This is a genomic window from Acinetobacter sp. Root1280, from assembly GCF_001425285.1.
Classification (GTDB): domain Bacteria; phylum Pseudomonadota; class Gammaproteobacteria; order Pseudomonadales; family Moraxellaceae; genus Acinetobacter; species Acinetobacter guillouiae.
In genome coordinates this window covers 50,430-74,981 of record NZ_LMED01000003.1, presented here as the reverse complement: position 1 = coordinate 74,981, position 24,552 = coordinate 50,430, and the positions used below count along the sequence as shown (strand labels likewise).

Genomic DNA, 24,552 nt, shown 5'->3' with positions numbered 1-24,552 from the left:
TCAAGTTTGCATTTTTCTGACGAAATTTAAGTCAATTTGGGACAAAACCATAAATTGTCCAACAAAAAGGCATAAAAAAAGGCCGGTGAAACACCGACCTTTTTCGAACAACCGATTGTTCTGTGACGTGAGTAATTAGTTTACTTCACGATCCACAAGTTCTACATAAGCCATCGGTGCAGCATCACCTGCACGGAAACCAGCTTTAAGAACACGTAGATAACCGCCGTTACGTTCTTTGTAACGAGGGCCAAGAACGGTAAATAATTTACCAACTGTTGCTGCTGAACGAGTACGAGCAAACGCCAAACGACGGTTTGCTACAGTATCGTTTTTAGCTAAAGTGATTAAAGGCTCAGCTACACGACGTAACTCTTTTGCTTTAGGCACAGTTGTTTTAATTAACTCATGCTCAAACAAAGAATTAGCCATGTTTTGAAACATCGCTTTACGATGGCTGCTGGTACGGCCTAATTTCACACCACTATTACGATGACGCATGGTGATAGTCCTACTTAATTAACGGCTACGATAGGCGAAACGATCGTCCATACGGAGACTAGCTGGTGGCCAGTTCTCTAAACGCATGCCGAGCTGTAAGCCCTTAGAAGCCAGAACATCTTTGATCTCAGTAAGCGATTTTTTACCAAGGTTAGGAGTTTTAAGCAACTCAACCTCAGTACGCTGTACTAGATCACCAATGTAGTAAATATTTTCTGCTTTCAAACAGTTAGCAGAACGAACAGTAAGCTCTAGATCATCAACTGGACGAAGCAAGATTGGATCAACTTCTTCACGTGGCTCTTGAGCAACTGGAGCTTGATCTTTCTGAAGATCAACAAAAATTGCAATTTGTTGTTGCAAGATTGTTGCCGCTTTGCGGATAGCTTCTTCAGGATCTACAGTTCCATTCGTTTCAAGATCAATGACGAGCTTATCAAGGTCAGTACGTTGTTCTACACGAGCATTTTCAACTGTGTAAGACACACGTTTAATCGGGCTATAAGAAGCATCTAACTGTAGACGACCTACAGGACGCGTTTCGCCTTCAGGGAAACGTGAGTCAGAAGTTTCATAACCACGACCTTGAGAAACTTTCAAGCGCATTTTTAATGAGCCTGAAGCACTTAAAGTACCAATCAGATGTTCAGGGTTAACCACTTCAACATTATGTGGTAAACGAAGGTCAGCAGCAGTTACATCGCCAGGACCTTGTTTTTCCAATGTCAAATATGCTTCGTTTTGATCGAACAGCTTAATAGACAATCCTTTTAGGTTCAGCAAGAGCTCGACGATGTCCTGCTGCAAGCCTTCTAAAGTACTGTACTCGTGCTCGACACCCTCTATCTCTACTTCAACCACGGCTGCGCCAGGTAAAGAAGACAAAAGGATGCGACGTAAAGCATTACCAAGAGTATGACCAAAGCCACGCTCTAATGGTTCAAGAATCACTTTTGCCGAGGTCCCGCTTGCCGCTTCGACCTTGATCGCTTGCGGAGTTAGAAACTCGTTTGCAGTACGCGTCATTATTGCTACCTCAAGGATTATTTAGAATACAATTCTACAATCAAGCTTTCGTTGATTTCAGCAGGTAAATCAGAACGATCTGGTGCAGCTTTAAATGTACCTTCAAGTTTTGAATGATCTACTTCAATCCAAGCAGCTGTTCCACGTTGAGCAGCTAATTCAATTGCGTTTTTGATACGTAATTGTTGTTTAGCGCTTTCGTGAACTGCAATCACGTCGCCCGCTTTAACTTGGATAGACGCGATGTTAACACGACGACCATTTAAAGTGATTGAACGGTGAGATACCAGCTGACGAGCTTCTGCACGTGTAGAACCAAAACCCATGCGATAAACAACGTTATCGAGGCGGCTTTCAAGCAATTTCAACAAGTTTTCACCTGTTGCGCCTTTAACACGAGCAGCTTCTTTGTAGTAGTTACTAAATTGACGCTCTAAAACACCGTACATACGACGTACTTTTTGTTTTTCACGTAATTGTAGTGAATACTCTGATTGTTTAGCACGGCTTTGGCCATGTTGACCAGGAGCTTTAGCAGATTTTTTTGTTTTGACGTCAAATGGTTTAACGCCAGATTTTAATTGCAGGTCTGTCCCTTCGCGGCGAGAGAGTTTGCATTTTGGACCAATATAACGAGCCATGAATGTTTCTCCTTACACGCGACGTTTTTTAGGTGGACGGCAACCGTTGTGCGGAATCGGTGTCACATCGGTAATGCTGTTAATTTTATAACCCACTGCACCTAATGCACGAACCGCAGATTCACGACCTGGACCAGGACCTTTTACAAGGACGTCCAAGTTTTTCAAACCGTAATCTAAAGCAGCTTTACCAGCAACTTCAGCAGCTACCTGAGCAGCAAACGGAGTTGATTTACGTGATCCACGGAAGCCTTGTCCACCTGAAGTAGCCCAAGCCAATGCATTACCTTGACGATCAGTAATCGTAACAATGGTGTTATTAAAAGAAGCGTGAATGTGTGCAACACCTTCAGAGACGGTACGAGTGACCTTCTTGCGTGTGCGAGTATCTTTAGCCATCTTTTAGCTTCCAGAAATCTTATTTCTTAATAGGTTTGCGCGGACCTTTACGGGTACGTGCGTTAGTTTTGGTGCGTTGTCCGCGAACAGGCAAGCTGCGACGATGACGAAGACCGCGGTAGCAGCCTAAATCCATTAAACGTTTAATGTTCATGGAAATTTCGCGACGTAAGTCACCTTCGGTCGGAACCTTAGCAACTTCTGCACGAATCGCATCAAGCTGAGCATCATCTAATTCACGAATTTTAGTAGTAGTCGTAATACCTGCAGCAGCTAAAATGTTTTTAGCTGTGTGGCGGCCAATACCAAAAATATACGTGAGAGAGATAACAGCATGCTTGTTATCCGGAATGTTTACACCGGCAATACGAGCCATTCAAATTTCTCCAAAAAGGCAGTAGAGATAATCAACCGCCCCACAAAAATCTTGAGGGGCGGATAATAACCTAATTAGCCTACTGAAATCAACAGGTCTTAATTAAATTAACCTTGACGCTGCTTATGACGAGGTTCTGCGCTGCAAATTACGCGAATAACCCCATTACGACGGATAACTTTACAGCTACCACAAATTTTCTTTACAGAAGCTTGTACTTTCATGATGAAACCTTCTAAGTGCGCTTATCCCTTAGGATGAGCAGTCGTTTTTCTCATTAACGATTGATCGTCATACTGATGTGATGTCAAATGGGCTTGAAGCTGAGCCATAAAGTCCATAACAACAACAACTACGATAAGTAATGAGGTACCACCCAAATGGAATGGAATACCAAAAGAACTTTGTAAAATCATCGGCATTAAACAGATGACTGTAATGTAGATTGCACCAATAAACGTCAAACGATTAAGAATATGATCTAAGTAACGAGCAGTTTGCTCACCTGGGCGAATACCAGGTACATAAGCTCCACTGCGTTTCAAGTTCTCTGATACTTCTTTCGGGCTAAAAACAAGCGCCGTATAGAAATAACAGAAAAAGATAATTAACGCACCGAAGAGCACTAAATACAACGGTTGTCCAGGCGATAATACCAATGCCAAATCTTGTAGGCTACGTTTTACAATTCCTGCATTTGGATCAGCACTGCCTAACCATTGACCTAAACTTGCAGGGAACAACAATAACGAACTTGCGAAAATTGCTGGAATAACCCCTGCCATGTTGATCTTCAATGGCAAATGCGTTTGCTGTGCAGTGAATACACGACGACCTTGCTGTTTTTGAGCATAGTTCACAGGTATACGACGTTGAGCTTTTTCAATAAACACAATCGCTGCTAAAACAGCAACTGATAACAATCCAAAGATAGCCAAACCAATTAAACTTGATTGGCCATTATCTACCGAAGTAAATGCTTGGATCACTAAGTTTGGTAAACCAGCAACAATACCTGCAAAGATAATCATTGAGATACCGTTACCAACACCGCGCTCAGTAATTTGCTCACCTAACCACATTAAGAACATGGTACCTGCAACTAACGATGTTAGCGCTGGAATGTAAAAAGCCAGTCCTGAAGTCAAAGTAATACCTTGACTGATTAGACCAGCACACATCCCGATACCTTGGACTAATGCAAGTAAAAGGGTGCCATAACGCGTATATTGATTAATCTTACGCTTACCTTGCTCGCCTTCTTTCTTCAATGCTTCTAACGAAGGCACCACGGTCGACATCAACTGCACAATAATAGATGCAGAAATGTACGGCATGATACCTAACGCCAGAATGGACATTCGTTCTAATGCTCCACCCGAGAACATGTTAAACAAACCTAAAAAAGTACCTTCATTAGCTTTGAAAAAACGTTCTAGAGCAACATTATCAATACCTGGCAGCGGAATATGCGCTCCTAGTCGAAAGACTACCAATGCACCAATCAAGAACATTAATCGGCGAATAATTTCACGATATTTCACATGAAATGGTTGACCTTTCATCATGTTAACATGACCTGAAGAACTAGGAGACATAGTCACTCGCGATTACTCCTCGACTTTACCGCCAGCAGCTTCAAGAGCAGCTTTAGCGCCTTTAGTCAATGCAACACCTTGAACAGTGAATGCACGAGTGATTACACCAGAAAGAACAACACGAGCACGCAACATATCTTTACGTACAACATTCGCAGCTTTCAAAGTTTCAAGTGAAATAATATCACCTTCAACTTTAGCAAGTTCAGACAAACGTACTTCAGCAGTTTTCAAAGCCAATTGGCTTGTGAAACCGAATTTAGGTAAACGACGATATAACGCAGTTTGACCACCTTCAAAGCCTGGACGAACGCCACCACTTTTACGTGATTTCTGACCTTTGACACCACGGCCACCAGTCTTACCGACACCAGAACCGATACCACGGCCTAAACGACGATTATCACGTTTTGCACCTTCAGCAGGTGCAAGCTCATTTAAACGCAGAGTCATGGCTTATTCCTCTACACTAACCATATAGTAGACTTTGTTGATCATACCACGGTTAGAAGGTGTATCTATTACTTCTACTGTATGACCAATACGACGCAGACCTAAACCTTGTAGGCAAAGTTTGTGATTTTTCAAACGATGCGAAGAAGATTTAGTCTGGGTAACTTTAATCGTTTTCATGATTGATTACCCTAAAATTTGTTCTACTGAAAGACCACGTTTAGCAGCAACTTTCTCAGGAGACGTCATATCACGTAAACCATTAAAAGTTGCATTTACAACGTTAGCCGCGTTAGTAGAACCATAACATTTCGTCAATACGTTACGTACACCAGCAGCTTCTAAAACTGCGCGCATAGAACCACCAGCGATTACGCCAGTACCTTCAGATGCAGGTTGCATGTAAACACGGCTAGCGCCATGACGAGCATGAATAGGATGTTGTACAGTACCATCAACAAGATCAACAGTGATCATGTTGCGGCGTGCAGCTTCAAGTGCTTTAGAAATAGCAGCTGGAACTTCACGCGCTTTACCGCGACCAAAACCTACACGACCATTACCATCACCCACAACAGTTAATGCTGTGAAAGAGAAGATACGACCACCCTTAACAACTTTGGCTACACGATCAACGGCAACCAGCTTTTCAACAAGACCTTCGTTTTGTTCAACTTTAGCCATGATTAGAACTCCAAGCCGTTTTCACGAGCAGCATCAGCCAAGGCTTTGATACGACCATGATATTTAAAACCAGAACGGTCAAATGCAACTTTAGTTACACCAGCAGCCTTTGCACGTTCTGCGATTAAAGCACCTACTTTAGTTGCTGAATCTACATTACCTGTAGTTCCGCTACGTAAAGATGCATCCAAAGTAGAAGCTTGCGCTAATACTTTGCCACCATCTGCAGAAATAACTTGAGCATAGATGTGACGCGGCGTGCGGTTTACACACAAGCGAGTCGCACCCAATGCACGAATGTGCAAGCGTGTGCTTTTCGCACGACGCAAACGGGATTGTTTCTTTTCGTTCATAAGAACCTCGCGCCTTATTTCTTCTTAGCTTCTTTACGAAGAACAACTTCGTCAGAATAGCGAACACCTTTACCTTTATACGGCTCTGGTGGACGATAACCACGGATTTCTGCAGCAACTTGACCTAACAATTGCTTGTTAGCTGATTTCAAAATGATTTCAGTAGCAGTCGGAGTTTCAGCAGTTACACCTTCAGGAAGAGCGTAATCAATCGGGTGAGAATAACCAAGGTTAAGGTTCACAACTGTACCTTTAACCGCAGCTTTATAACCAACACCGATAAGTTGTAACTTACGTTCGAAGCCTTCATTAACACCTTTTACAAGGTTATTAAGAACAGCGCGAGCAGTACCAGCTTGCATCCAAGAATCGCGAGATTCTTTAACTGGAGCAATATGAAGTTGACCTTCTTCCTGTTTAAGCTCGACCAGCGCATGCAGGTTGAAAGACAACGTACCTTTGCTGCCTTTCACTTCGACCTGCCGGCCGTTCTGAGTAACTGCTACACCGTTAGGTACAGTTACTGGGGCTTTAGCCACACGAGACATGAGGAATCACCTATTAAGAAACAAAAGCAATAACTTCACCACCAACGCCTGCAGCACGTGCAGCGCGATCAGTCATGATGCCTTTGCTTGTAGAAACAATTGCAATACCTAAACCTTGCTTAACGCTCGGAAGTGCATCTTTACCGCGATACTGACGTAGACCTGGACGGCTTACGCGTTTCACAGTTTCGATAACTGGTTTGCCTTCAAAATATTTTAAAGTAATTGTCAAAGTAGCTTTGCCTTCAAGATCAGCAACTTCTACATTTGAAATGTAACCTTCTTGTTGAAGTACGTTTGCAATTGCAACTTTCAACTTAGAATTAGGCATAGAAACAGTTTGTTTCTTTGCCATTTGTGCGTTACGAACACGTGTTAGCATGTCGGCAACGGTATCTTGCATACTCATTTATAGTCGCTCCTTACCAGCTTGCCTTAACAACGCCCGGTACATCACCCTGCATTACTGTGTCACGTAATTTGTTACGGCTTAAGCCGAACTTACGGAAGTAACCATGAGGACGACCAGTTAAACCACAACGGTTACGAAGACGTACTGGAGACGCATTACGTGGTAATGCTTGTAACTTCATCATCGCTTCGAAACGTTCTTCATCAGATGCATTTACGTTTGCAATCGTAGCTTTTAATTCAGCACGTTTTGCAGCGTATTTAGCAACTGTAGTTTCGCGTTTCAATTCGCGATTAATCATACTTTTCTTAGCCATATCGACCTCTTATTTGAACGGGAAGCCGAATGCACGGATTAGCGCACGGCCTTCGTCATCAGTACGAGCAGTCGTAGTGATAGTAATATCCATACCACGAATACGATCGATCTTATCAAAATCGATTTCAGGGAACATAATTTGTTCCTTGAGACCCATTGAATAATTACCACGACCATCGAATGATTTCGCAGAAAAACCGCGGAAGTCACGAATACGAGGGATAGCGATAGAGATCAAACGGTCTAAGAATTCGTACATTTGTTCGCCGCGTAAAGTTACTTTACAACCAATCGGCCAACCATCACGGATTTTAAAACCAGCGATTGATTTGCGCGCTAATGTAAGAACTGGTTTTTGACCAGCAATAGCTTGCATATCCGCCAAAGCGCCATCTAACAATTTCTTGTCAGCTGAAGCCGCACCAACACCCATGTTGATGGTGATTTTAGTAATGCGAGGAATTTCCATCACATTGCCCAAACCAAGTTCTTCTTTCAACTTAGCTCGGATTTCGTCGTTATAACGTGTTTTAAGTCTGGCCATAGCCTAGTTCAACCTATTACTTCGCTACCGCCACTGATTCACCATTTGATTTGTAAACGCGAGTTTTCACGCCTTCAATCACTTGGTAACCAACACGGTCAGCCTTTTGGGTTGCAGCATTAAAAACTGCCACGTTTGAAATATGAAGCGAAGCTTCTTGTGTAACAATAGCGCCTTCAGCACCTGTTGCACGGTTCGGCTTTTGATGCTTCTTAACTAAATTAAGGCCTTCAACCTTAACTTGGTCATTTGAAACAGACAAAACAGTACCCTGTTTGCCTTTTTCTTTACCTGCGATCACAATTACTTGATCGCCTTTTCTAATCTTAGCCATGATTGCCTCTATTATAGAACTTCAGGAGCCAATGAAATGATTTTCATGAACTGTTCAGTACGAAGTTCACGAGTCACTGGTCCGAAAATACGAGTGGCAATCGGAGCCTTGTTGTTGTTCAAGATAACTGCAGCATTATCATCGAAACGGATCACAGAACCGTCTGGACGACGAATACCGAATTTAGTACGAACTACAACTGCATTCATCACGTCACCTTTTTTAACACGGCCACGCGGAATTGCTTCTTTTACAGTAACTTTAATAATGTCGCCAACAGAAGCATAACGACGATGTGAACCACCAAGTACTTTAATACATTGTACGCGGCGAGCACCACTGTTGTCTGCTACGTCTAGCATACTTTCGGTCTGAATCATTGCCCTACTCCAAAACCGAGCATCACCGGTCGCAATTTCGAAAGGCTCAAAGAGTACTCGAAATTGACCGATGATGCAACAAGAACGTCTAATTACTCAGCAGCTGCTTCAATAACTTCCACTAAAGTCCAAGCTTTAGTTTTTGAAATTGGGCGGCTTTCTTTAATGGTTACAACATCGCCAGTTTTAGCAGTGTTGTTCTCATCATGAGCGTGTAATTTTGTTGAACGGCGGATTGATTTGCCATACAACGGGTGTTGAACGCGGCGTTCAATAAGTACAACAATAGACTTGTCCATTTTGTCACTTACTACTTTGCCTGTTAACGTGCGAACTGTTTGCTCACTCATTGTGCGTTCCCCTGTTTTTCGGTAAGGAGGGTCTTGATACGAGCAATAGTCTTACGAGTTAACGCAACTTCATGCGATTTACCCAATTGACCAGTTGCTTTCGCCATACGAAGACGGAATTGGTTAAGCTGTTGCTCATCAAGCAAAGCTGCCAACTCTTCTACCGATTTTTCACGTAGATCTTTAGTTTTCATTACATCACCGTCTTAGTAACGATAGTGGTTTTAAATGGAAGCTTAGCAGCTGCAAGCGTAAACGCTTCGCGTGCCAATTCTTCACTAACACCATCCATTTCGTACAAGATCTTACCTGGTTTGATTTGGCAAACCCAGTATTCCACAGAACCTTTACCTTTACCCATACGAACTTCTAATGGTTTTTCAGTAATTGGTTTGTCTGGGAAAACACGGATAAAGATCTTACCACCACGTTTAACACGACGGCTAATTGTACGACGCGCAGCTTCGATTTGACGAGCAGTCATTTGACCACGCTCAACAGATTTAAGTGCGATTGTACCGAAAGATACTGTGCTACCACGATGCGCTAGACCAGTGTTACGGCCTTTTTGCACCTTACGGAATTTAGTACGTTTAGGTTGCAACATGGATTATTCTCCTTTTTCAGCAGAACGATCATTGCGACGACCACGACGCTCTTGACCTTCACCACGACCGCGACCGCGTTTAGCTGGACGTTCTTCAGCAGGAGCAGGGTTCATGACTTGTTTCATGCCACCTAAGATCTCGCCACGGAAAATCCAAACTTTAACACCAATCGTACCGTAAGTAGTTTCAGCGCGCATAGTTGCATAGTCGATGTCAGCACGAAGTGTATGTAAAGGTACACGACCTTCACGATACCATTCAGTACGTGCAATTTCTGCACCACCTAAACGACCAGAAACTTCAACTTTGATACCTTTAGCACCAGCACGCATAGTGTTTTGAACCGCACGCTTCATAGCACGACGGAACATTACACGTTTCTCTAATTGTGAAGCAATTGCTTCAGCAACTAAACGAGCGTCTAAGTCTGGGCGATCGATTTCGTTGATGCTTACTTGCGCTGGAACACCCATAATCTTGGTAAGTTCACGCTGTAATTTCTCAATGTCTTCGCCTTTTTTACCGATAACGATACCTGGACGAGCAGTGCTAATTGTTACCTTAGCAGCGCCTGTAGGACGTTCGATAAGAATATTGCTGATCATCGCGCTTTTAAGTTTTTTAGTTAAAAACTCACGAACTTGAAGATCTTTAAGCAAGTATTCAGCGTATTGTTTCGGACTCGCATACCAGTTGGCGTTATGACGTTTTACAACACCAAGGCGGATACCGATTGGATGAACCTTCTGACCCATATCAAACCCCTACCTTAACGGTAATGTGACAAGTACGCTTAGTAATACGATCTGCACGGCCTTTAGCACGTGGCATAATACGTTTAAGGCTAGTGCCTTCATCAACGTAAATCGTAGTAACCTTAAGGTCGTCTACATCTAAACTGTTATTGTGTTCAGCGTTTGCAATTGCAGATTCCAATGCTTTTTTCACTACAACTGCAGCTTTTTTGTTGCTGAAGTTTAAGATATTAAGCGCGTGAGCAATAGATTTGCCACGGATTAGGTCTGCAACCAAACGAGTTTTTTGTGCCGAGATAGCGGCACCGCGTAATTTAGCAGTAACTTCCATCATAGCACCTTAACGTTTAGACTTCTTGTCAACACCGTGACCACGATAGGTACGAGTTGGCGCGAATTCACCGAGTTTGTGACCAACCATATGTTCAGATACGATCACTGGAACATGGTTACGACCATTATGTACAGAAATTGTTAAACCAACAAAATCCGGGAGGATCATCGAACGACGCGACCAAGTTTTGATCGGCTTACGGTTATTAGCCGCGATAGCCGCTTCAACCTTAGCGAACAAGTGCGCATCGACGAATGGGCCTTTTTTCAGAGAACGAGGCATTGTCAGATTCCTTTACTTGTTACTTAACGCGACGGTCGCGAATGATCATCTTAGTCGTACGCTTATTGGTACGAGTTTTGTACCCTTTAGCTTTTTGACCCCATGGGCTTACAGGTTGAATACCTTTGTTACGCCCTTCACCACCACCATGTGGATGGTCAACTGGGTTCATCGCCATACCACGAACGGTAGGACGAACACCACGCCAGCGTGCAGCACCTGCTTTACCAAGTGAACGAAGGTTGCTTTCTGAGTTAGATACTTCACCTAACACAGCGCGACATTCAACGTGTACTTTACGCATTTCGCCTGAACGAAGACGAATAATTGCGTAAGAACCGTCACGACCCAACAACTGAGCAGAAGTACCAGCAGAACGCACTAATTGTGCACCTTTACCGATTTTAAGCTCAATGTTATGTAATGTAGAACCGATAGGCATATTACGAAGCGGTAAGCAGTTACCTGGACGAATTGGAGCATCGTTACCAGATTGTACTTTATCGCCAGCACGTAAGCCTTTAGCAGCAATAATATAACGACGTTCACCGTCAGCATATTTCAATAAAGCAATATGTGATGTACGGTTAGGATCGTATTCAATACGTTCAACTACAGCAGGAATGCCGTCTTTGTTACGTTTGAAGTCAACGATACGGTAGTTTTGTTTATGACCACCACCAACGTGACGAGTTGTAATGTGACCGTTATTATTACGACCACCAGTACGTTTTTTAGCTTCAACCAACGGTGCATAAGGCGCGCCTTTGTGAAGATGATTATGAACCACCTTCTCTACAAAGCGACGTCCTGGAGACGTTGGCTTACATTTTTGAATTGGCATAATTTTCGTCCTTATTCCGCTGTGCTTTCAGCGGTATCGCCCAAGTCAGCCATTTCAACATCTTGGCCAGCTTTCAGGGTGACGTATGCTTTTTTAACATCAGAACGACGTCCTAATGTTTTACCAAAGCGTTTAGTCTTACCTTTAGTGATAGTCGTGTTAACTTTAACAACTTCTACACCAAATAATTGCTCTACTGCTTTTTTGATTTCAAGTTTGTTTGCATCGATAGCAACTTTAAAAACTTGAACACCAGCAGTTTCGCCTAGAACTTGTGCTTTTTCTGAAAAAACAGGCCCTTTTAGGACTTGATAGATACGTTCGTTGTTCATCCGAGTTCTACCTCAATCTTCTTAGCAGCCGCAACAGACATAACAACTTTATCAAACGCGATCAAGCCAACAGGATCGATCCCAGCAGCATCAACCACATCAACGTGTGGAAGGTTACGAGCAGCTAAATATAGATTTTCATCTACAGCTTCAGTAACGATTAATGCGCGAGTAGCGTTCAAGCCGTTTAGTTTTGCAAGCAATTCTTTAGTTTTTGGAGCTTCAACTGCAAACTCTTCAACCAATACAAGACGATCTTGGCGAACAAGTTCAGCTAAGATACATTGCATTGCACCGCGGTACATTTTGCGGTTTACTTTTTGAGACCAATCTTGTGGACGAGCAGCAAAAGTTTTACCACCACCAACCCAGATTGGGCTACGAATAGAACCAGCACGAGCGCGGCCAGTACCTTTTTGACGGAATGGTTTTTTACCACCGCCAGAAACGTCTGCACGTGACTTCTGAGCTTTAGAGCCTTGACGACCACCAGCTAAATAAGCTGTAACAACTTGGTGTACAAGAGCTTCATTAAATTCACGTCCGAAAGCAACTTCAGACAATTCAACAGCAGAGCCGGAAACAGTTTTTAAATTCACGTTATTTCCCCTCAGGCCTTGATCGTAGGACGAACGATAACGTCGCCACCAGTAGCACCAGGAATCGCACCCTTAACAACAAGAACTGAACGTTCTGCGTCGATAGATACAATTTCAAGACCTTGTACAGTTACGCGATCATCACCTAAGTGACCAGGCATTTTTTTGCCTTTGAACACGCGACCAGGAGTCTGGTTTTGACCTGTAGAACCAATTACACGGTGAGATACTGAGTTACCATGTGTAGCATCTTGCGTACGGAAGTTCCAACGCTTAACACCACCCTGGAAGCCTTTACCTTTTGATTGACCAGTAACGTCAACAACTTGACCTACTGCGAACAAATCAACACCGATAGTGCCACCAACTTCACGACCTTCAAGATCAGCTTCTGCAACGCGGAATTCTTTAACTAAACGACCAGCAGCAACACCAGCTTTCGCAAAGTGACCTTTCTGAGCATTTGTTACGCGAGATTCGCGACGTTCACCAGTAGTGATTTGAATCGCTTGATAACCATCAGTTTCAAGCGTTTTGATTTGAGTGATACGGTTAGGATCAACCTCAATCACTGTTACAGGCACAGAAACACCAGCATCTGTAAAGATACGTGTCATACCGCACTTGCGACCGACTAAACCAATAGCCATGTGCATAAACCTCTAAAAAAGCGGCCTAATTAACTTATAGAGCGTTAATTAACCGAAAGCCTTAACCCAATGCGATCTGAACATCAACACCAGCTGCAAGATCCAACTTCATCAACGCATCTACAGTTTTATCTGTAGGTTGAACGATGTCGATCAAACGTTTATATGTGCGGATTTCATATTGGTCACGCGCATCTTTGTTCACGTGTGGTGATGTTAAAACGTTAAAACGTTCGATGCGAGTAGGCATCGGAATTGGACCACACACTTGTGCGCCAGTACGTTTTGCTGTTTCTACGATCTCTTGAGAAGATTGATCAATTAAACGATGATCAAAAGACTTAAGACGGATACGAATTCTCTGGTTAGACATACCAGTTAACTCCAAGCCAAATATATAAAGAATCACCCTTGACGCATCTCACCCCACTAAATAAGGTAAGTGTCAAAGGCAGTGAAAATCACTAAGGTCGTGATCGATGCCACGACTGTAACGATCTGAATGACTTTCTTCGCCATTCACCCCACCATATCGGAGGGTCGCTCATTATAACGATTGTTTAACACTTAAGCAAACTTATTTGGACATTTTTACCTTTTTTTGAGTAATTAATTATAAATAAAGCGCTTATTATTTAAACACCAGCTTAAACCCTTAAAACGTAGTCAATCGCATGATTGAGCAACTGATTCCCAATCACATAATCCGTTTGTTGTGATTTTTTTAGCTTCAATAATGATTGACTGTGTACCCCACTAAACACCATATCCTCTTCTTCATGCTCAATGAAGATTTTTAAGCTATGCGGGGTAATTTCTGGATGAAACTGAAATCCCAATACATTTCTGCCAATTTGATAAAGTTGGTTGGGACATGCTGGATTCTCCGCCAAACGAATTGCGCCTTTAGGAATATCAAAGGTCTCACTATGCCATTGCATGACATTGACCCGCTCAGGCAATTGGAAATAACCTTCTGGCACATGGTTGCTTTTATTAACCAAGGTCCAGCCAATCTCTTGCACAGTATTACGCCGAACATTGGCACCTAGAGCATTGGCTATCAACTGCCCACCCAAACACAACCCGATTGCGGGCTTTTCCGAAGCCAAATAACGGCGAATCCATCGTTTTTCGACCTTTAACCAAGGATAGTTGGCTTCGTCATTTACACTCATTTCCCCACCCATAATGATGAGTAAATCCACATCATTGACATGCGGCAAAGCTTCTATTTCTAATTGTGAATCTGTGGGTAAAGCAAAAAATTCTGTTGCAGTAATTTCTGCGCCCATTGCTTTTAAATACTCATAACAGCTACCAAAGCCTTCACCTGCAATATGCTGAAAATAATGCACTTTAAGTTTTTTCATGTTATCACCTATTCTTGTTGTATCAATTACGCTACAAATCACAAAACATAGTTGGATAAATGCAAAAATGAAGCCAATATCAATTTTATTTATTATTTTTCACAATTTATTGCTTTTCGTCACTGAGCGATTATGTTTTGCTTACTTTAGTCCGGCTATTAACAAAAATTGAGTATTCCTGTGAAACAAAAACCAGTTACTGCTTTAATTCATTCTTCTCGTAAAGCACCACAATATATAAATACAATACAGCCTCCCCTATTTCGTGCGTCAACAATTATATTTGAAAATACCGATGCACTATTTAATCGCCATTGGACAGATCGTTATGACTATAGTTACGGCACACATGGCACACCGACAACGTTTACCCTAGGCGATCACATTGCCCAAATAGAAGGTGGTGAATATTGTTTACTTGCACCTAGTGGTTTATCTGCGATTAATCTAGTCAATTCATGTTTTTTAAGTCATGGAGATGAAGTCTGGGTTGCAGACAATATCTATGGTCCCAACATGGAACATCTACGTCATCTTGAAAAAAGTTACGGCATTATTGTTCAAGTTTACAATCCTATCGATGCAGACTCATTCCAACCCAATGAAAATGCCAAACTGATTTGGTTAGAAGCCGCAGGTTCAGTCACACTTGAATTTCCTGATCTTGTTAATTTAGTCAAAAAAGCCAAAGCAAAAAATATCCTCACGGCTGTGGACAATACCTGGGGCGCTGGCCTAGCGTTTAATGCCTTTGATTTTAGTCATGAACATTTAAGTGTAGATATCAGCGTACACGCCTTAACCAAATACCCAAGTGGTGGTGGCGATATTTTAATGGGATCTGTGGTCACTCAAGATAAAGCTTTACATCATAAGCTGTTCCGTATGCATGCCATCCAAGGTATCGCGATTTCGGGTGATGATGCCGCACAAGTACAGCGTAGTTTGGCCTCAATGCAAATTCGTTATGAGCATCAGTCTCAAAGTGCTTTAAAGATTTTAAATTGGTTAAAGAGTCAAAATGCGTTTGCTCAAGTTTTACATCCTGCGGATTCTGACAATATAAGCCACACCTATTGGAACCAGACCTGTCAAACAGGACAAAGTGCTGGTCTGGTTAGTGTTATTTTTAAACCTGAGTTTGATATCAACAAAATCAGAAAGTTTTGTGATCATTTATCTTTATTTAAACTCGGTTTTAGTTGGGGTGGTCCTGTCAGCTTAGTCATGATTTATAATCTGACTGACATGCGTCATTTAGAACGGGCACATCTAGAGCAAGGTCTATTGGTTCGTTTCTGTATTGGCTTAGAGCATCCAGATGATTTAATCCAAGATATTCAAAACGCACTTCAAGCCATTCAAGCTTAATATTTTAACTCAGCAGGCTTAATACATAATATCTGGGTCTTTGCTATATCAAATGATGGCAAGGGCCTTACACTCACCTCTAAACACGATTAAGCGCAGAGATCATTCAGCAAAAAGTACATTTAGCTTTTACTTATTCCCACTGCATTTCAAGACACAATCCGCACCACCTTACATTCAAATTCAACAATAAAAACAGATTTACAACATCATCATTTAATGCAATTTTGTATAACAACAATGATATAAATATTGAGTCAGATAAAGAACATCCAAACTCAAATTAAAGCTATAGGAATAACAATGGGCACACCAATCGTCATCGCAAAAAAAACCTCAGATACAACACAAGATATTGTATTACATTCACAATTTGCTAACCGTCATGGTTTAATTGCAGGCGCCACAGGGACAGGTAAAACCATTACCCTTAAAGTGCTTGCTGAAAGTTTTTCACGGATTGGTGTACCCGTATTTCTTGCCGATGCCAAAGGGGATGTTTCCAGTATAGCCAAAGCAGGTTCAACCAATCCTAAATTTGAAGAACGCATCAAAAGCTTAGGGATAGACAGTGTTCCTTTTGCTGCGTCACCGACTATTTTTTGGGATTTATTTGGTGAGCAAGGACATCCGATCCGTACCACAATCTCTGAAATTGGCCCACTGTTACTTTCGCAAATGCTGAATTTAAATGACACTCAAGAAGGTGTGCTTTCAGCGGTGTTCCGTGTTGCAGATGATCAAGGCTTACTGTTAATTGATTTTAAAGATTTAAAAGCCATGCTGACCTATGTCAGTGAAAATGCTGCGGCTTTAAAAGCAGAATACGGCAATCTCTCACCAGCAAGTTTAGGTGCTATTCAGCGTAATCTATTGGCTTTAGGTGATCAGGGCGGTCAACGTTTCTTTGGTGAGCCAAGCCTTGATATTATGGATTTTATCCAAACTGATGCCAATGGACATGGTTATATCAACCTATTGGCTGCGGATAAGCTGATGAACACACCAAAGCTCTATGCAACTTTCCTGCTTTGGATGCTTTCAGAATTATTTGAAAAGCTACCTGAAGTCGGTGACTTAGATAAACCCAAATTGGTGTTCTTTTTTGATGAAGCGCATTTGCTCTTTGATAATGCCAGTCCAGCATTACAAGAAAAAATTCAACAGGTGGTTCGTCTAATTCGCTCTAAAGGTGTCGGAATTTATTTCATCTCACAAAGCCCATTAGATATTCCAGAAAATGTTTTAGGACAACTGGGCAACCGTGTACAACATGCCTTACGCGCGTTTACCCCTAAAGATCAAAAAGCAGTAAAAACTGCTGCTGATACCTTCCGTGCTAATCCAGAGTTTAAAGTAGATCAAGCAATTACAGAACTGGCTGTTGGTGAAGCGCTTATTAGTTGTCTAGATGAACAAGGTACGCCTCAAGTGGTTGAACGAGCGATGGTGATGCCACCCTACTCATCATTTAGCCCAATTACTTTAGATGAACGAAAAGCATTGATGGCGCAAAGTATTGTTGCGGGTGTTTATGACAATGAAGTGGATCGTGATAGCGCTTATGAAATACTACAACGTAAAGTTTCTGATAGCTCACAACAACAGGTGGCTTTTGATGCAGTGGCTCAACAAGCCAAGCAATTAGAAGAGCTCACAAAGCAACAACAGACTCTCGATAAGCAACAAGCCAAAGAACAAGAACGCATAGAGAAAGAGGAAGCAAAAGCTGCAGCTGCACGTGCCAAACTGACTCAAGATGTGATCGGAACTTTTGCTAAAAGCGCCGCAAGAACCTTAGGCGGTCCTACAGGGCAAAAACTGGTCCGCGGTTTGTTAGGTTCATTATTTGGTGGGCGTTGATTCGTTTAAACACAAATATGAGGAGCGTTAGCGCTCCTTTTTTATTCTCCATTTTTATAGCTATGTTTTTAATCGCTTATCCCGCTTATCAAACCCCTTAAACATATCTAGAAACTTATCAAAAAAATATCTAAAAAACTTAAAAATAAGTTCAATGATTTCAATAAATAAAGCTTAAATTCAAAATAAACCATAATTATTTTATGTGTTTTTCTTAAAGGTGTATTGCAAATACATTTTATAAGGTATATTTTAAATACATCTTATAAATGACAGCCAAGAGAGATCAACAATGACTCCGCAGCAAATTGACCTTGTAAAAGCAACAGTTCCTGTTCTTCGCGAAAATGGTGTAGCACTTACCGGTTATTTTTATAACCGCATGCTCGGCAATAATCCTGAATTAAAAGAAACCTTTAACATGGGGCATCAACGCAGTGGTGCTCAGGCGCAAGCCTTGGCTGGTGCTGTTTTAGCATATGCTGAAAATATTGAAGATCCTTCAGTACTTTTGCCTGTGGTTGAACTGATTGCCCATAAACATGTCAGTCTGAATATTCAAGCACCTGATTACAACATTGTCGGTGAAAACCTATTACATTCAATTAGTGAAGTATTAACTATTTCGATGGAAGATCCATTGATTGATGCATGGGCTGCAGCTTATGGGCAATTGGCCGATCTATTTATCAGCACTGAAAAAGCGATTTATGAGCAGCACCAACAAACTCAAGGCAGTTGGTTAGGCTGGCGTAAATTTAAAATCGCTAAAAAAGTGAATGAAAGTGAAGAAATTACCTCTTTCTATCTTGCACCAGTCGATGGTGGCGCATTACCTAAATATGAAGCGGGTCAATATATTTCAGTGCGCGTATTTGTTGAAGCATTAGGCTTAAAACAACCACGTCAATACACGCTATCGACAAGCCCACAAACGGACTATTTACGTATTTCAGTTAAACGTGAAGATGAAAAAGGTGATTTGGCAAGTGGTTGGGTATCAAATACTTTACATGGCTTAGCTGAAGGTTCAGAAATTGAAGTGTCTGCTCCAACAGGTAACTTCTACCTGATTGATAGTAGCAAACGTAATGTCTTCATTAGTGCGGGTGTAGGTTTAACCCCAATGATTGCAATGCTTAACCAATTGGTGACTTTAGACATGCCTCAACCGGCTAGCTTTATTCATGCATGTCGCAGTAGCCAAGTACATGCGATGAAACAACATATTCAAGAGCAAAAAACTAAATTCCCACGTCTCAGTACATTTACAGCTTATGAGTTCCCACATAGCGGTGATGTTATAGGTGAGGACTATGATGTGGCTGGTCGTTTAGACTTGGCAATGGTTGATACAGCACTACTCCCAGCCAATGCTGATTATTATCTTTGTGGCCCAATACCATTTATGCAACAACAACACCAAGCATTGGTGGCTCGTGGTATTAAACCTGAACAAATTCATAGTGAAGCGTTTGGTACGGGTGGTGCAGGTATCTAAATCTACATCCGTTCTTTATAAGGCTGGTCTATGATAGACTGGCCTTATTTATTTCAGGATGAGATACATCTTTACCCATAGATGAGCAGCCTACATGCAACTAAATAAATTTACCGACTATGCCCTGCGCATCTTAATGTACATCGCGCCTCCAAAAGATGTGCCTTATACGATTGCTGAAATTGCAGAAGATTTACATGTTTCAGAAAATCACTTGGTCAAAATTGTGCATTTTATGGGAAAACAAGGTTGGTTGATTACCACACGAGGTAAAGGCGGTGGTTTGCGCTTAAACCCAGATATCTTAGAATTTCGCTTAGGATATATTGTACGAATTCTCCAACGTGATGCACAAATTGTAGAGTGCAATACGCCACCTTGTGTGCTACGTCCACGCTGCGGCTTAAAGGGTATTTTAGATCAGGCCGTTGAACAGTTTTATCAAAGCCTAGATCACTATACTGTTGCCGATGTTCTCAATGCGCCACCACAACATCCAAAGATCGTAAACTCGCCTATTCCCAATCTCAATGTTTAAGTCACAAAAGCTCATCGCCCAGCATCTTAATAGCCAATATTTCAGTTAACACGATCAAAATTCGCTTGAACCTCCGACTTCCTTTATAATGCACTTTGTTTATCCGTTTATTGAAGTTGAAATATGCATCGCAGCAGTGGAAAGTCTAAAAATAGTAAGACCTCAAGCGCCCCTAAACAAAAAATCAGTTATGAAAAAAAGGCTGATCCTGCGATTTCAGAATACTCAACTTCATCTTTGAACTGGTTGCGTAAAGCTGAATTTCTAATGAGTGCGCCTAAACTGAATCTTTGTGTAGAAGATACTGGTTATGAAGTTGCCTTTGCAGGCCGTTCAAATGCAGGAAAATCAAGTGCTATCAATGCATTGACCAATCAAAAGCAATTGGCACGCGCGTCGAAAAGACCTGGCCGTACGCAAATGATTAACTTTTTTAGTTTAGGTAATCCAGATCAACGCCTTGTCGATTTACCAGGTTATGGTTATGCGGCTGTACCTGAAGCAATGAAAATTGTCTGGCAAAAAGAACTTGAGAATTATTTGATTCATCGAAAAAGTTTACAAGGTCTGGTTCTACTCATGGATATTCGCCACCCTTTACAACACTTCGATGTGATGATGTTGGAGTGGGCATATTCACGTCACTTGTTTGTGCATGTACTGTTGACTAAATCCGACAAACTCAACCGTGGTCCTGCCAGTAAAGTATTGTTAGATGTACAACAACAATTGAAGAAAATGAAGTTGAATTTTTCAATACAACTGTTTTCATCACTCAATAAACAAGGCCTAGAAGAACTTGCGTCAATTATGGCAGGTCGCTTAAATTACACCTTAGACAAAACTTTAGATTTTGATATTGATGCAATTCCTGAAGCCACTGAAGATGATTTGGATGATGAGTTCATTGATCAAGACCAAGAATCCGAATTCAATAGTGAAAATATTGATGGAAATGTAGATGAAAATCCACAAGTATAAATAAAAAAGTCTTGTCTAACAAAATTCATCACATATTGATACTGGAATGTCCTAAATTGCTAATAACTATTTAGGACATTTTTTTATACTTGAATAATAAAGTGTGAAATCACCAAAGAAAAATTAGGACACTGTGATGAAGTTACTCGCTAAATTAAAGAACAGTCGGATTGGATCGTCTATTCAGTACCACATCAAACCACGTAAAGTGAAATTTGAATGGCAAGATACCCCTGTCGATTGGATTCCAAATCAGCCATTTGTCAGCTACTTTATCAATGAAATTAACAATATTCTTCCAGCAGGTGAATTTTGGTTTTGCCGTTTATACAATCGTGTTTTACCCAAAATCACAGATGAAAAATTAGCTGAAGATGTTCGTGCCTTTATCCGCCAAGAAGCGATGCATGCTCAAGCACATGCTTCGGCAAATAAAGAATACTTAACTGTGCGTAATATTGATATTCAACGTAATCTTGAGATTATGGATTTCTTGTTTGGCAAATTACTTGCAGATCAACCACTCGGCTTTAAAGTACCCAAAGTCCTCGATCATCAATGGGATTTGTTCCGCTTAGGTATCGTCGCCACTGTTGAACATATGACATGTGTGTTGGGTAAATATGCGCTTTATAATAAAAAATGGGCGGAATTGGGTGCAGATCCAAATATGCTTGATTTAGTCAAATGGCATGGTGCCGAAGAGATTGAACACCGTACAGTGGCTTTTGATCTTTATCGCCATTTGGGCGGTGGTTATATTTCTCGTTATTATCAAAGTGTTATCGTGATTGCCGCTGTATTGGGCTTATGGGTTGATGGTGCTGCACATATCATGGGACAAGACCCACGTTATGCAGATAAAAAACCTGCTTTTTATAAGCCTTGGATTTGGCGTGAATGGGCGAGTATCGCACAATCAGATAATCGCTTAATGCCACATCCATTATGGTTGGTTTCACAGCAATTGGGCTATTTAATGCCTTGGTATGATCCAGTACATGAAGCTAAAACAGAAGATGCAATTGCTTATTTGGATCAATCCCCTGCAGCAAAACGTGCATTGCCTAGAGTTGCAGCATAATAACTGTTAAAACTAATCAATACTGAAATGAAATAAAAAAAGCAGGATTTAGATCCTGCTTTTTTTGGGTCAATCTTTTAGAACAAGATCCTAACCATGCACTAAGTTGGACTTTCCATATCTTTGGTATTTCGGTCAACAACCACACTAATCATCATATCCCCTTGTACATTCACTACGGTACGTACAGTATCGAGAATACGATCAATTGGCAGAAGAATCGCAATTGCCTCTGCTGGTAATCCCACAGATTGTAGCACCATGATCATGGTGACCATGCCCGCACTTGGAATACCCGGTGCGCCCAATGAAGCAATCATCGCAGTCAGACAGACAATCACTTGTTGGGTAATTGATAACTCTAAACCCATTAAATTGGCAATAAAAAGCGCTGCTGCTGCTTCATAAAGTGCTGTTCCATCCATGTTCAACTGAGAACCGAAAGGAATCACAAAGCCTGCAATTTGTGGACGTACACCTAAATTTTCTTGAGTACACTTTAAACTCAAAGGCATGGTTGCAGAACTTGAACTGGTTGCAAATGCTGTAATTAATGCTGCACGCGTTCCTTTAAAAAAGGTAATCGGATCCATTTTTCCAAAGATCCATAACAACAATGGCAGAACCACAACACCATGAAATATCGTGGTTCCCGTAACAACAATAGCAAACTCAGCAAGACGGCTTAAAATAGAGATGTCTTCTGTTGCAATCAGCTTTGCCATCAAAGCAAAAATACCAATTGGCGCAACTTTCATCACCCAACCTACTAACATCATCATGATGTCAAAAAACTGACGCGCCAGTTGTTTGATTGAATTAAAACGCTCTCCACCATGTACCAGTGCCAAACCCAATAACAAAGCAAACAGCACGACTGCCAAAACATTGCCGTCACTAAATGCTTTAAATGGATTGATGAGAGTATTTTGAATAAAATTGGTTAAAAACGAGCTGGGTGTCAGTGAATCTGGGCTTTTATGTTGATTCATTGCATCTTGAAACATTGCAATGTCCACACCTTGTCCTACATTGAATAGATGTGTCGAGGCTAAACCGAGAATAAGTGCCAATGTCGTTGTGGTCACACAACAAGCCAAGGTTATTTTCCAAACTCGACTGAGTTGACTGCCCGCTTCTAAGTTTGAAACACCCACCAAGATTGAACTAAAAATAAGTGGAACCAAAAGCATTTTTAATAAACCAATAAAAATACTACTGGCGATGCTCAAACCATAAATGCTGGCATCTAAAAATTGAGTATTAGGGAATTGATTTAATAAAAATCCAAATGCCACACCAAGAATGGCTGCAATAAAAATTTGGGTGTTTAAACTCATCTTCGCTGACTATTATAAATATTTACACGTTGAACTATGCCATTGAAGTTATTTAGAATCGAGCATTTTTTTGTCACAAGCTCTGCTAAAAAATAGAAAAGCCATCATAGATGATGGCTTATTTCTAGGATTTGAGTATCAGTATAAAATCTTATTGGTTTTCGATTTCACGTACCCGCATCAAGCCTTCTTGCACCGTACTACAAACCAATTCGCCATTTTGCCACATGCGACCAAAATTCAGACCGCGTGAATTTGCACTGACTGTTGCATCCATATCGTACAGCATCCAATCATCTGCTTTTACTGGTTTATGGAAATAGATCGTATGATCGATACTGGCACATTGCAAACTTGGCGAGAGGTAATTAAGACCATGCGGGCGCAAAGCAGTCATCATCAAGGTATAGTCCGAATAAAACGCAACAATTGCCTGATTTAAGGAAATATCATCCGCCTGTTCTGCAGCTAATGGCTCATGCGTACGCAAATAATGTGCATAAGACGGCGCTTCAGGTTGTGGTTGAAATGGGTTAGTCACATTGATCGGACGAATTTCTACCTGACGTGGACGCATAAATGCAGCGCGAATATTTTCTGGGATAAAACTAATTAAATTTTCTTTAAGCTCTTGCTCAGCTTTTAATTCATCAGGTGCAGGATATTCTGGCTCAGCAATTTGATAATTCAAGCCTTCTTCAGGTGTTGCAAATGACACCATTGCAGAAAAAATAGTACGCCCATGCTGGATTGCACGTACTTGACGACTCAAGAAGCTTTTGCCATCACGTAACCGATCAACCTCATAAATGATTGGGGCATTGATATCCCCGCCATATAGGAAGTATGCATGTAAAGAATGTACGGGGCGATCAGCAGTATATGATGCTGCCCGCAGTGCCTGTCCTAAAACTTGCCCACCAAAAACACGCTTACCAACTAAATTTCGACTTTGACCACGAAAAATATGTTCTTCAAGTTTTTCAAGGGTTAAAAGCTCTACAAGCTCTTGGGTTAAAGCATTCATAAGTGACCTTTCTATATACTGAATACTGACTTCATTCCAATGGATAGAACAAAGTATCCATATTTTAGAGATTTAACTCTATTTTGCCATAAGTCCTGAGAGAAACATTAAATTTTCATAAACTGTATTGTCACTTCTCTTGTGCTGATGGAT

General features: G+C 41.4%; 36 protein-coding genes and 1 pseudogene. 6 read left to right on the top strand and 31 right to left on the bottom strand.

The genetic code is table 11. The features are described from left to right. Window positions 1-135: 135 nt before the first annotated feature. The 29 genes and pseudogenes from rplQ to ASC84_RS04600 all read right to left on the bottom strand — a co-directional run bounded on the left by rplQ (window position 136) and on the right by ASC84_RS04600 (window position 14,694). Window positions 136-501: a 50S ribosomal protein L17 gene (gene rplQ, locus ASC84_RS04740; RefSeq protein ID WP_004281488.1), complete on the bottom strand. Its 366-nt coding sequence runs from the start codon at window positions 499-501 to the stop codon at window positions 136-138. 18 nt (window positions 502-519) lie between these two features. After that, window positions 520-1,527: a DNA-directed RNA polymerase subunit alpha gene (gene rpoA / locus ASC84_RS04735; RefSeq protein WP_004816876.1), complete on the bottom strand. Its 1,008-nt coding sequence runs from the start codon at window positions 1,525-1,527 to the stop codon at window positions 520-522. A gap of 17 nt (window positions 1,528-1,544) precedes the next feature. After that, complete coding sequence (rpsD, locus tag ASC84_RS04730; protein WP_004725725.1) at window positions 1,545-2,168, bottom strand: 30S ribosomal protein S4; 624 nt, start codon at window positions 2,166-2,168, stop codon at window positions 1,545-1,547. A 12-nt stretch (window positions 2,169-2,180) separates the two neighbouring features. Next, window positions 2,181-2,567, bottom strand: a complete 387-nt coding sequence (rpsK, locus tag ASC84_RS04725; protein WP_001040166.1) for a 30S ribosomal protein S11 — start codon at window positions 2,565-2,567, stop codon at window positions 2,181-2,183. Between the two features lie 19 nt (window positions 2,568-2,586). Further along, the gene (rpsM, locus tag ASC84_RS04720) at window positions 2,587-2,943 is read right to left on the bottom strand and encodes a 30S ribosomal protein S13 (protein WP_004725722.1); all 357 of its coding nucleotides are present in this window, start codon (window positions 2,941-2,943) and stop codon (window positions 2,587-2,589) included. 107 nt (window positions 2,944-3,050) lie between these two features. After that, on the bottom strand, window positions 3,051-3,167 hold the full coding sequence (rpmJ, locus tag ASC84_RS04715; RefSeq protein WP_000867907.1) for a 50S ribosomal protein L36: 117 nt from the start codon (window positions 3,165-3,167) through the stop codon (window positions 3,051-3,053). 21 nt (window positions 3,168-3,188) lie between these two features. Next, window positions 3,189-4,508: a preprotein translocase subunit SecY gene (gene secY / locus ASC84_RS04710; protein WP_171066869.1), complete on the bottom strand. Its 1,320-nt coding sequence runs from the start codon at window positions 4,506-4,508 to the stop codon at window positions 3,189-3,191. Between the two features lie 45 nt (window positions 4,509-4,553). Continuing rightward, window positions 4,554-4,994 carry a 50S ribosomal protein L15 gene (gene rplO, locus ASC84_RS04705; protein ID WP_056512190.1) on the bottom strand — a complete coding sequence of 147 codons (441 nt, stop codon included), beginning with the start codon at window positions 4,992-4,994 and terminating at the stop codon, window positions 4,554-4,556. A 3-nt stretch (window positions 4,995-4,997) separates the two neighbouring features. Next, window positions 4,998-5,174 carry a 50S ribosomal protein L30 gene (gene rpmD / locus ASC84_RS04700; protein ID WP_004725717.1) on the bottom strand — a complete coding sequence of 59 codons (177 nt, stop codon included), beginning with the start codon at window positions 5,172-5,174 and terminating at the stop codon, window positions 4,998-5,000. A 6-nt stretch (window positions 5,175-5,180) separates the two neighbouring features. Continuing rightward, on the bottom strand, window positions 5,181-5,678 hold the full coding sequence (gene rpsE / locus ASC84_RS04695; protein ID WP_004725715.1) for a 30S ribosomal protein S5: 498 nt from the start codon (window positions 5,676-5,678) through the stop codon (window positions 5,181-5,183). 2 nt (window positions 5,679-5,680) lie between these two features. Beyond that, a complete protein-coding gene (rplR, locus tag ASC84_RS04690; RefSeq protein WP_004725713.1) occupies window positions 5,681-6,031 on the bottom strand; it encodes a 50S ribosomal protein L18 in 351 nt (116 codons plus the stop codon). A 14-nt stretch (window positions 6,032-6,045) separates the two neighbouring features. Next, window positions 6,046-6,579, bottom strand: a complete 534-nt coding sequence (gene rplF, locus ASC84_RS04685; RefSeq protein ID WP_004725711.1) for a 50S ribosomal protein L6 — start codon at window positions 6,577-6,579, stop codon at window positions 6,046-6,048. A 13-nt stretch (window positions 6,580-6,592) separates the two neighbouring features. Further along, a complete protein-coding gene (rpsH, locus tag ASC84_RS04680) occupies window positions 6,593-6,988 on the bottom strand; it encodes a 30S ribosomal protein S8 (protein WP_004725709.1) in 396 nt (131 codons plus the stop codon). 13 nt (window positions 6,989-7,001) lie between these two features. Then, window positions 7,002-7,307 carry a 30S ribosomal protein S14 gene (gene rpsN / locus ASC84_RS04675; RefSeq protein WP_004725707.1) on the bottom strand — a complete coding sequence of 102 codons (306 nt, stop codon included), beginning with the start codon at window positions 7,305-7,307 and terminating at the stop codon, window positions 7,002-7,004. 9 nt (window positions 7,308-7,316) lie between these two features. After that, the gene (rplE, locus tag ASC84_RS04670) at window positions 7,317-7,853 is read right to left on the bottom strand and encodes a 50S ribosomal protein L5 (RefSeq protein ID WP_004725705.1); all 537 of its coding nucleotides are present in this window, start codon (window positions 7,851-7,853) and stop codon (window positions 7,317-7,319) included. A gap of 16 nt (window positions 7,854-7,869) precedes the next feature. Further along, window positions 7,870-8,187 carry a 50S ribosomal protein L24 gene (rplX, locus tag ASC84_RS04665; RefSeq protein WP_004725703.1) on the bottom strand — a complete coding sequence of 106 codons (318 nt, stop codon included), beginning with the start codon at window positions 8,185-8,187 and terminating at the stop codon, window positions 7,870-7,872. 11 nt (window positions 8,188-8,198) lie between these two features. Then, window positions 8,199-8,567 (bottom strand): 50S ribosomal protein L14, encoded by a 369-nt coding sequence (gene rplN / locus ASC84_RS04660; RefSeq protein WP_004725701.1) that lies wholly within the window; start codon window positions 8,565-8,567, stop codon window positions 8,199-8,201. 92 nt (window positions 8,568-8,659) lie between these two features. Further along, window positions 8,660-8,917, bottom strand: a complete 258-nt coding sequence (gene rpsQ / locus ASC84_RS04655; protein ID WP_004725698.1) for a 30S ribosomal protein S17 — start codon at window positions 8,915-8,917, stop codon at window positions 8,660-8,662. Continuing rightward, entirely contained in the window at window positions 8,914-9,111 is a 198-nt protein-coding gene (rpmC, locus tag ASC84_RS04650) for a 50S ribosomal protein L29 (protein ID WP_004725696.1), read from the bottom strand. The genes rpsQ and rpmC overlap by 4 nt, the downstream gene beginning before the upstream one ends. Further along, complete coding sequence (rplP, locus tag ASC84_RS04645; protein ID WP_004725694.1) at window positions 9,111-9,524, bottom strand: 50S ribosomal protein L16; 414 nt, start codon at window positions 9,522-9,524, stop codon at window positions 9,111-9,113. Before rplP ends, rpmC begins: the two co-directional genes overlap by 1 nt. Beyond that, window positions 9,464-10,280: pseudogene (gene rpsC / locus ASC84_RS04640) on the bottom strand (30S ribosomal protein S3). Before rpsC ends, rplP begins: the two are co-directional and overlap by 61 nt. A 1-nt stretch (window position 10,281) precedes the next feature. Beyond that, a complete protein-coding gene (gene rplV, locus ASC84_RS04635) occupies window positions 10,282-10,611 on the bottom strand; it encodes a 50S ribosomal protein L22 (RefSeq protein ID WP_004816873.1) in 330 nt (109 codons plus the stop codon). 9 nt (window positions 10,612-10,620) lie between these two features. After that, on the bottom strand, window positions 10,621-10,896 hold the full coding sequence (rpsS, locus tag ASC84_RS04630) for a 30S ribosomal protein S19 (RefSeq protein ID WP_004281508.1): 276 nt from the start codon (window positions 10,894-10,896) through the stop codon (window positions 10,621-10,623). Between the two features lie 19 nt (window positions 10,897-10,915). Continuing rightward, window positions 10,916-11,740 carry a 50S ribosomal protein L2 gene (rplB, locus tag ASC84_RS04625; protein WP_004725686.1) on the bottom strand — a complete coding sequence of 275 codons (825 nt, stop codon included), beginning with the start codon at window positions 11,738-11,740 and terminating at the stop codon, window positions 10,916-10,918. Between the two features lie 11 nt (window positions 11,741-11,751). Then, on the bottom strand, window positions 11,752-12,072 hold the full coding sequence (gene rplW / locus ASC84_RS04620) for a 50S ribosomal protein L23 (RefSeq protein WP_004725684.1): 321 nt from the start codon (window positions 12,070-12,072) through the stop codon (window positions 11,752-11,754). Further along, the gene (gene rplD, locus ASC84_RS04615; RefSeq protein ID WP_004816870.1) at window positions 12,069-12,671 is read right to left on the bottom strand and encodes a 50S ribosomal protein L4; all 603 of its coding nucleotides are present in this window, start codon (window positions 12,669-12,671) and stop codon (window positions 12,069-12,071) included. The genes rplW and rplD overlap by 4 nt, the downstream gene beginning before the upstream one ends. 11 nt (window positions 12,672-12,682) lie before the next feature. After that, complete coding sequence (rplC, locus tag ASC84_RS04610; protein WP_004816868.1) at window positions 12,683-13,321, bottom strand: 50S ribosomal protein L3; 639 nt, start codon at window positions 13,319-13,321, stop codon at window positions 12,683-12,685. 61 nt (window positions 13,322-13,382) lie between these two features. Beyond that, window positions 13,383-13,694: a 30S ribosomal protein S10 gene (gene rpsJ, locus ASC84_RS04605; RefSeq protein WP_004725677.1), complete on the bottom strand. Its 312-nt coding sequence runs from the start codon at window positions 13,692-13,694 to the stop codon at window positions 13,383-13,385. 274 nt (window positions 13,695-13,968) lie between these two features. Beyond that, window positions 13,969-14,694 (bottom strand): type 1 glutamine amidotransferase, encoded by a 726-nt coding sequence (locus ASC84_RS04600; protein WP_056512187.1) that lies wholly within the window; start codon window positions 14,692-14,694, stop codon window positions 13,969-13,971. A 180-nt stretch (window positions 14,695-14,874) separates the two neighbouring features. Here ASC84_RS04600 and ASC84_RS04595 point away from each other — a divergent pair, with 180 nt between their 5' ends. The 6 genes from ASC84_RS04595 (at window position 14,875) to ASC84_RS04570 (ending at window position 22,032) form a co-directional block, all read left to right on the top strand. Beyond that, window positions 14,875-16,065, top strand: a complete 1,191-nt coding sequence (locus ASC84_RS04595) for a PLP-dependent transferase (RefSeq protein ID WP_056512184.1) — start codon at window positions 14,875-14,877, stop codon at window positions 16,063-16,065. 303 nt (window positions 16,066-16,368) lie between these two features. Beyond that, window positions 16,369-17,928 (top strand): helicase HerA-like domain-containing protein, encoded by a 1,560-nt coding sequence (locus ASC84_RS04590; protein ID WP_056512183.1) that lies wholly within the window; start codon window positions 16,369-16,371, stop codon window positions 17,926-17,928. Between the two features lie 292 nt (window positions 17,929-18,220). After that, window positions 18,221-19,429, top strand: a complete 1,209-nt coding sequence (gene hmpA, locus ASC84_RS04585) for an NO-inducible flavohemoprotein (protein ID WP_056512182.1) — start codon at window positions 18,221-18,223, stop codon at window positions 19,427-19,429. A 94-nt stretch (window positions 19,430-19,523) separates the two neighbouring features. Continuing rightward, entirely contained in the window at window positions 19,524-19,967 is a 444-nt protein-coding gene (locus tag ASC84_RS04580; RefSeq protein ID WP_004725666.1) for an Rrf2 family transcriptional regulator, read from the top strand. 123 nt (window positions 19,968-20,090) lie between these two features. Beyond that, complete coding sequence (gene yihA / locus ASC84_RS04575; RefSeq protein ID WP_056512180.1) at window positions 20,091-20,948, top strand: ribosome biogenesis GTP-binding protein YihA/YsxC; 858 nt, start codon at window positions 20,091-20,093, stop codon at window positions 20,946-20,948. 136 nt (window positions 20,949-21,084) lie between these two features. Continuing rightward, entirely contained in the window at window positions 21,085-22,032 is a 948-nt protein-coding gene (locus tag ASC84_RS04570) for a metal-dependent hydrolase (protein WP_056512178.1), read from the top strand. Between the two features lie 101 nt (window positions 22,033-22,133). Here the strand turns inward: ASC84_RS04570 and ASC84_RS04565 are convergent, their stop codons facing one another. Both ASC84_RS04565 and ASC84_RS04560 read right to left on the bottom strand, forming a co-directional pair. Further along, window positions 22,134-23,372 (bottom strand): dicarboxylate/amino acid:cation symporter, encoded by a 1,239-nt coding sequence (locus ASC84_RS04565; RefSeq protein ID WP_004725660.1) that lies wholly within the window; start codon window positions 23,370-23,372, stop codon window positions 22,134-22,136. A 151-nt stretch (window positions 23,373-23,523) separates the two neighbouring features. After that, entirely contained in the window at window positions 23,524-24,399 is an 876-nt protein-coding gene (locus ASC84_RS04560) for an acyl-CoA thioesterase II (protein ID WP_004725658.1), read from the bottom strand. Between the last annotated feature and the right edge of the window lie 153 nt (window positions 24,400-24,552).

Bases quoted from the DNA above. Each gene is read 5' to 3' on its own strand.
- rplQ (WP_004281488.1), bottom strand. From the start codon at position 501: ATGCGTCATCGTAATAGTGGTGTGAAATTAGGCCGTACCAGCAGCCAT.
- rpoA (WP_004816876.1), bottom strand. From the start codon at position 1,527: ATGACGCGTACTGCAAACGAGTTTCTAACTCCGCAAGCGATCAAGGTC.
- rpsD (WP_004725725.1), bottom strand. From the start codon at position 2,168: ATGGCTCGTTATATTGGTCCAAAATGCAAACTCTCTCGCCGCGAAGGG.
- rpsK (WP_001040166.1), bottom strand. From the start codon at position 2,567: ATGGCTAAAGATACTCGCACACGCAAGAAGGTCACTCGTACCGTCTCT.
- rpsM (WP_004725722.1), bottom strand. From the start codon at position 2,943: ATGGCTCGTATTGCCGGTGTAAACATTCCGGATAACAAGCATGCTGTT.
- rpmJ (WP_000867907.1), bottom strand. From the start codon at position 3,167: ATGAAAGTACAAGCTTCTGTAAAGAAAATTTGTGGTAGCTGTAAAGTT.
- secY (WP_171066869.1), bottom strand. From the start codon at position 4,508: ATGAAAGGTCAACCATTTCATGTGAAATATCGTGAAATTATTCGCCGA.
- rplO (WP_056512190.1), bottom strand. From the start codon at position 4,994: ATGACTCTGCGTTTAAATGAGCTTGCACCTGCTGAAGGTGCAAAACGT.
- rpmD (WP_004725717.1), bottom strand. From the start codon at position 5,174: ATGAAAACGATTAAAGTTACCCAGACTAAATCTTCTTCGCATCGTTTG.
- rpsE (WP_004725715.1), bottom strand. From the start codon at position 5,678: ATGGCTAAAGTTGAACAAAACGAAGGTCTTGTTGAAAAGCTGGTTGCC.
- rplR (WP_004725713.1), bottom strand. From the start codon at position 6,031: ATGAACGAAAAGAAACAATCCCGTTTGCGTCGTGCGAAAAGCACACGC.
- rplF (WP_004725711.1), bottom strand. From the start codon at position 6,579: ATGTCTCGTGTGGCTAAAGCCCCAGTAACTGTACCTAACGGTGTAGCA.
- rpsH (WP_004725709.1), bottom strand. From the start codon at position 6,988: ATGAGTATGCAAGATACCGTTGCCGACATGCTAACACGTGTTCGTAAC.
- rpsN (WP_004725707.1), bottom strand. From the start codon at position 7,307: ATGGCTAAGAAAAGTATGATTAATCGCGAATTGAAACGCGAAACTACA.
- rplE (WP_004725705.1), bottom strand. From the start codon at position 7,853: ATGGCCAGACTTAAAACACGTTATAACGACGAAATCCGAGCTAAGTTG.
- rplX (WP_004725703.1), bottom strand. From the start codon at position 8,187: ATGGCTAAGATTAGAAAAGGCGATCAAGTAATTGTGATCGCAGGTAAA.
- rplN (WP_004725701.1), bottom strand. From the start codon at position 8,567: ATGATTCAGACCGAAAGTATGCTAGACGTAGCAGACAACAGTGGTGCT.
- rpsQ (WP_004725698.1), bottom strand. From the start codon at position 8,917: ATGAGTGAGCAAACAGTTCGCACGTTAACAGGCAAAGTAGTAAGTGAC.
- rpmC (WP_004725696.1), bottom strand. From the start codon at position 9,111: ATGAAAACTAAAGATCTACGTGAAAAATCGGTAGAAGAGTTGGCAGCT.
- rplP (WP_004725694.1), bottom strand. From the start codon at position 9,524: ATGTTGCAACCTAAACGTACTAAATTCCGTAAGGTGCAAAAAGGCCGT.
- rplV (WP_004816873.1), bottom strand. From the start codon at position 10,611: ATGGAAGTTACTGCTAAATTACGCGGTGCCGCTATCTCGGCACAAAAA.
- rpsS (WP_004281508.1), bottom strand. From the start codon at position 10,896: ATGCCTCGTTCTCTGAAAAAAGGCCCATTCGTCGATGCGCACTTGTTC.
- rplB (WP_004725686.1), bottom strand. From the start codon at position 11,740: ATGCCAATTCAAAAATGTAAGCCAACGTCTCCAGGACGTCGCTTTGTA.
- rplW (WP_004725684.1), bottom strand. From the start codon at position 12,072: ATGAACAACGAACGTATCTATCAAGTCCTAAAAGGGCCTGTTTTTTCA.
- rplC (WP_004816868.1), bottom strand. From the start codon at position 13,321: ATGGCTATTGGTTTAGTCGGTCGCAAGTGCGGTATGACACGTATCTTT.
- rpsJ (WP_004725677.1), bottom strand. From the start codon at position 13,694: ATGTCTAACCAGAGAATTCGTATCCGTCTTAAGTCTTTTGATCATCGT.
- ASC84_RS04600 (WP_056512187.1), bottom strand. From the start codon at position 14,694: ATGAAAAAACTTAAAGTGCATTATTTTCAGCATATTGCAGGTGAAGGC.
- ASC84_RS04590 (WP_056512183.1), top strand. From the start codon at position 16,369: ATGGGCACACCAATCGTCATCGCAAAAAAAACCTCAGATACAACACAA.
- hmpA (WP_056512182.1), top strand. From the start codon at position 18,221: ATGACTCCGCAGCAAATTGACCTTGTAAAAGCAACAGTTCCTGTTCTT.
- ASC84_RS04580 (WP_004725666.1), top strand. From the start codon at position 19,524: ATGCAACTAAATAAATTTACCGACTATGCCCTGCGCATCTTAATGTAC.
- yihA (WP_056512180.1), top strand. From the start codon at position 20,091: ATGCATCGCAGCAGTGGAAAGTCTAAAAATAGTAAGACCTCAAGCGCC.
- ASC84_RS04570 (WP_056512178.1), top strand. From the start codon at position 21,085: ATGAAGTTACTCGCTAAATTAAAGAACAGTCGGATTGGATCGTCTATT.
- ASC84_RS04565 (WP_004725660.1), bottom strand. From the start codon at position 23,372: ATGAGTTTAAACACCCAAATTTTTATTGCAGCCATTCTTGGTGTGGCA.
- ASC84_RS04560 (WP_004725658.1), bottom strand. From the start codon at position 24,399: ATGAATGCTTTAACCCAAGAGCTTGTAGAGCTTTTAACCCTTGAAAAA.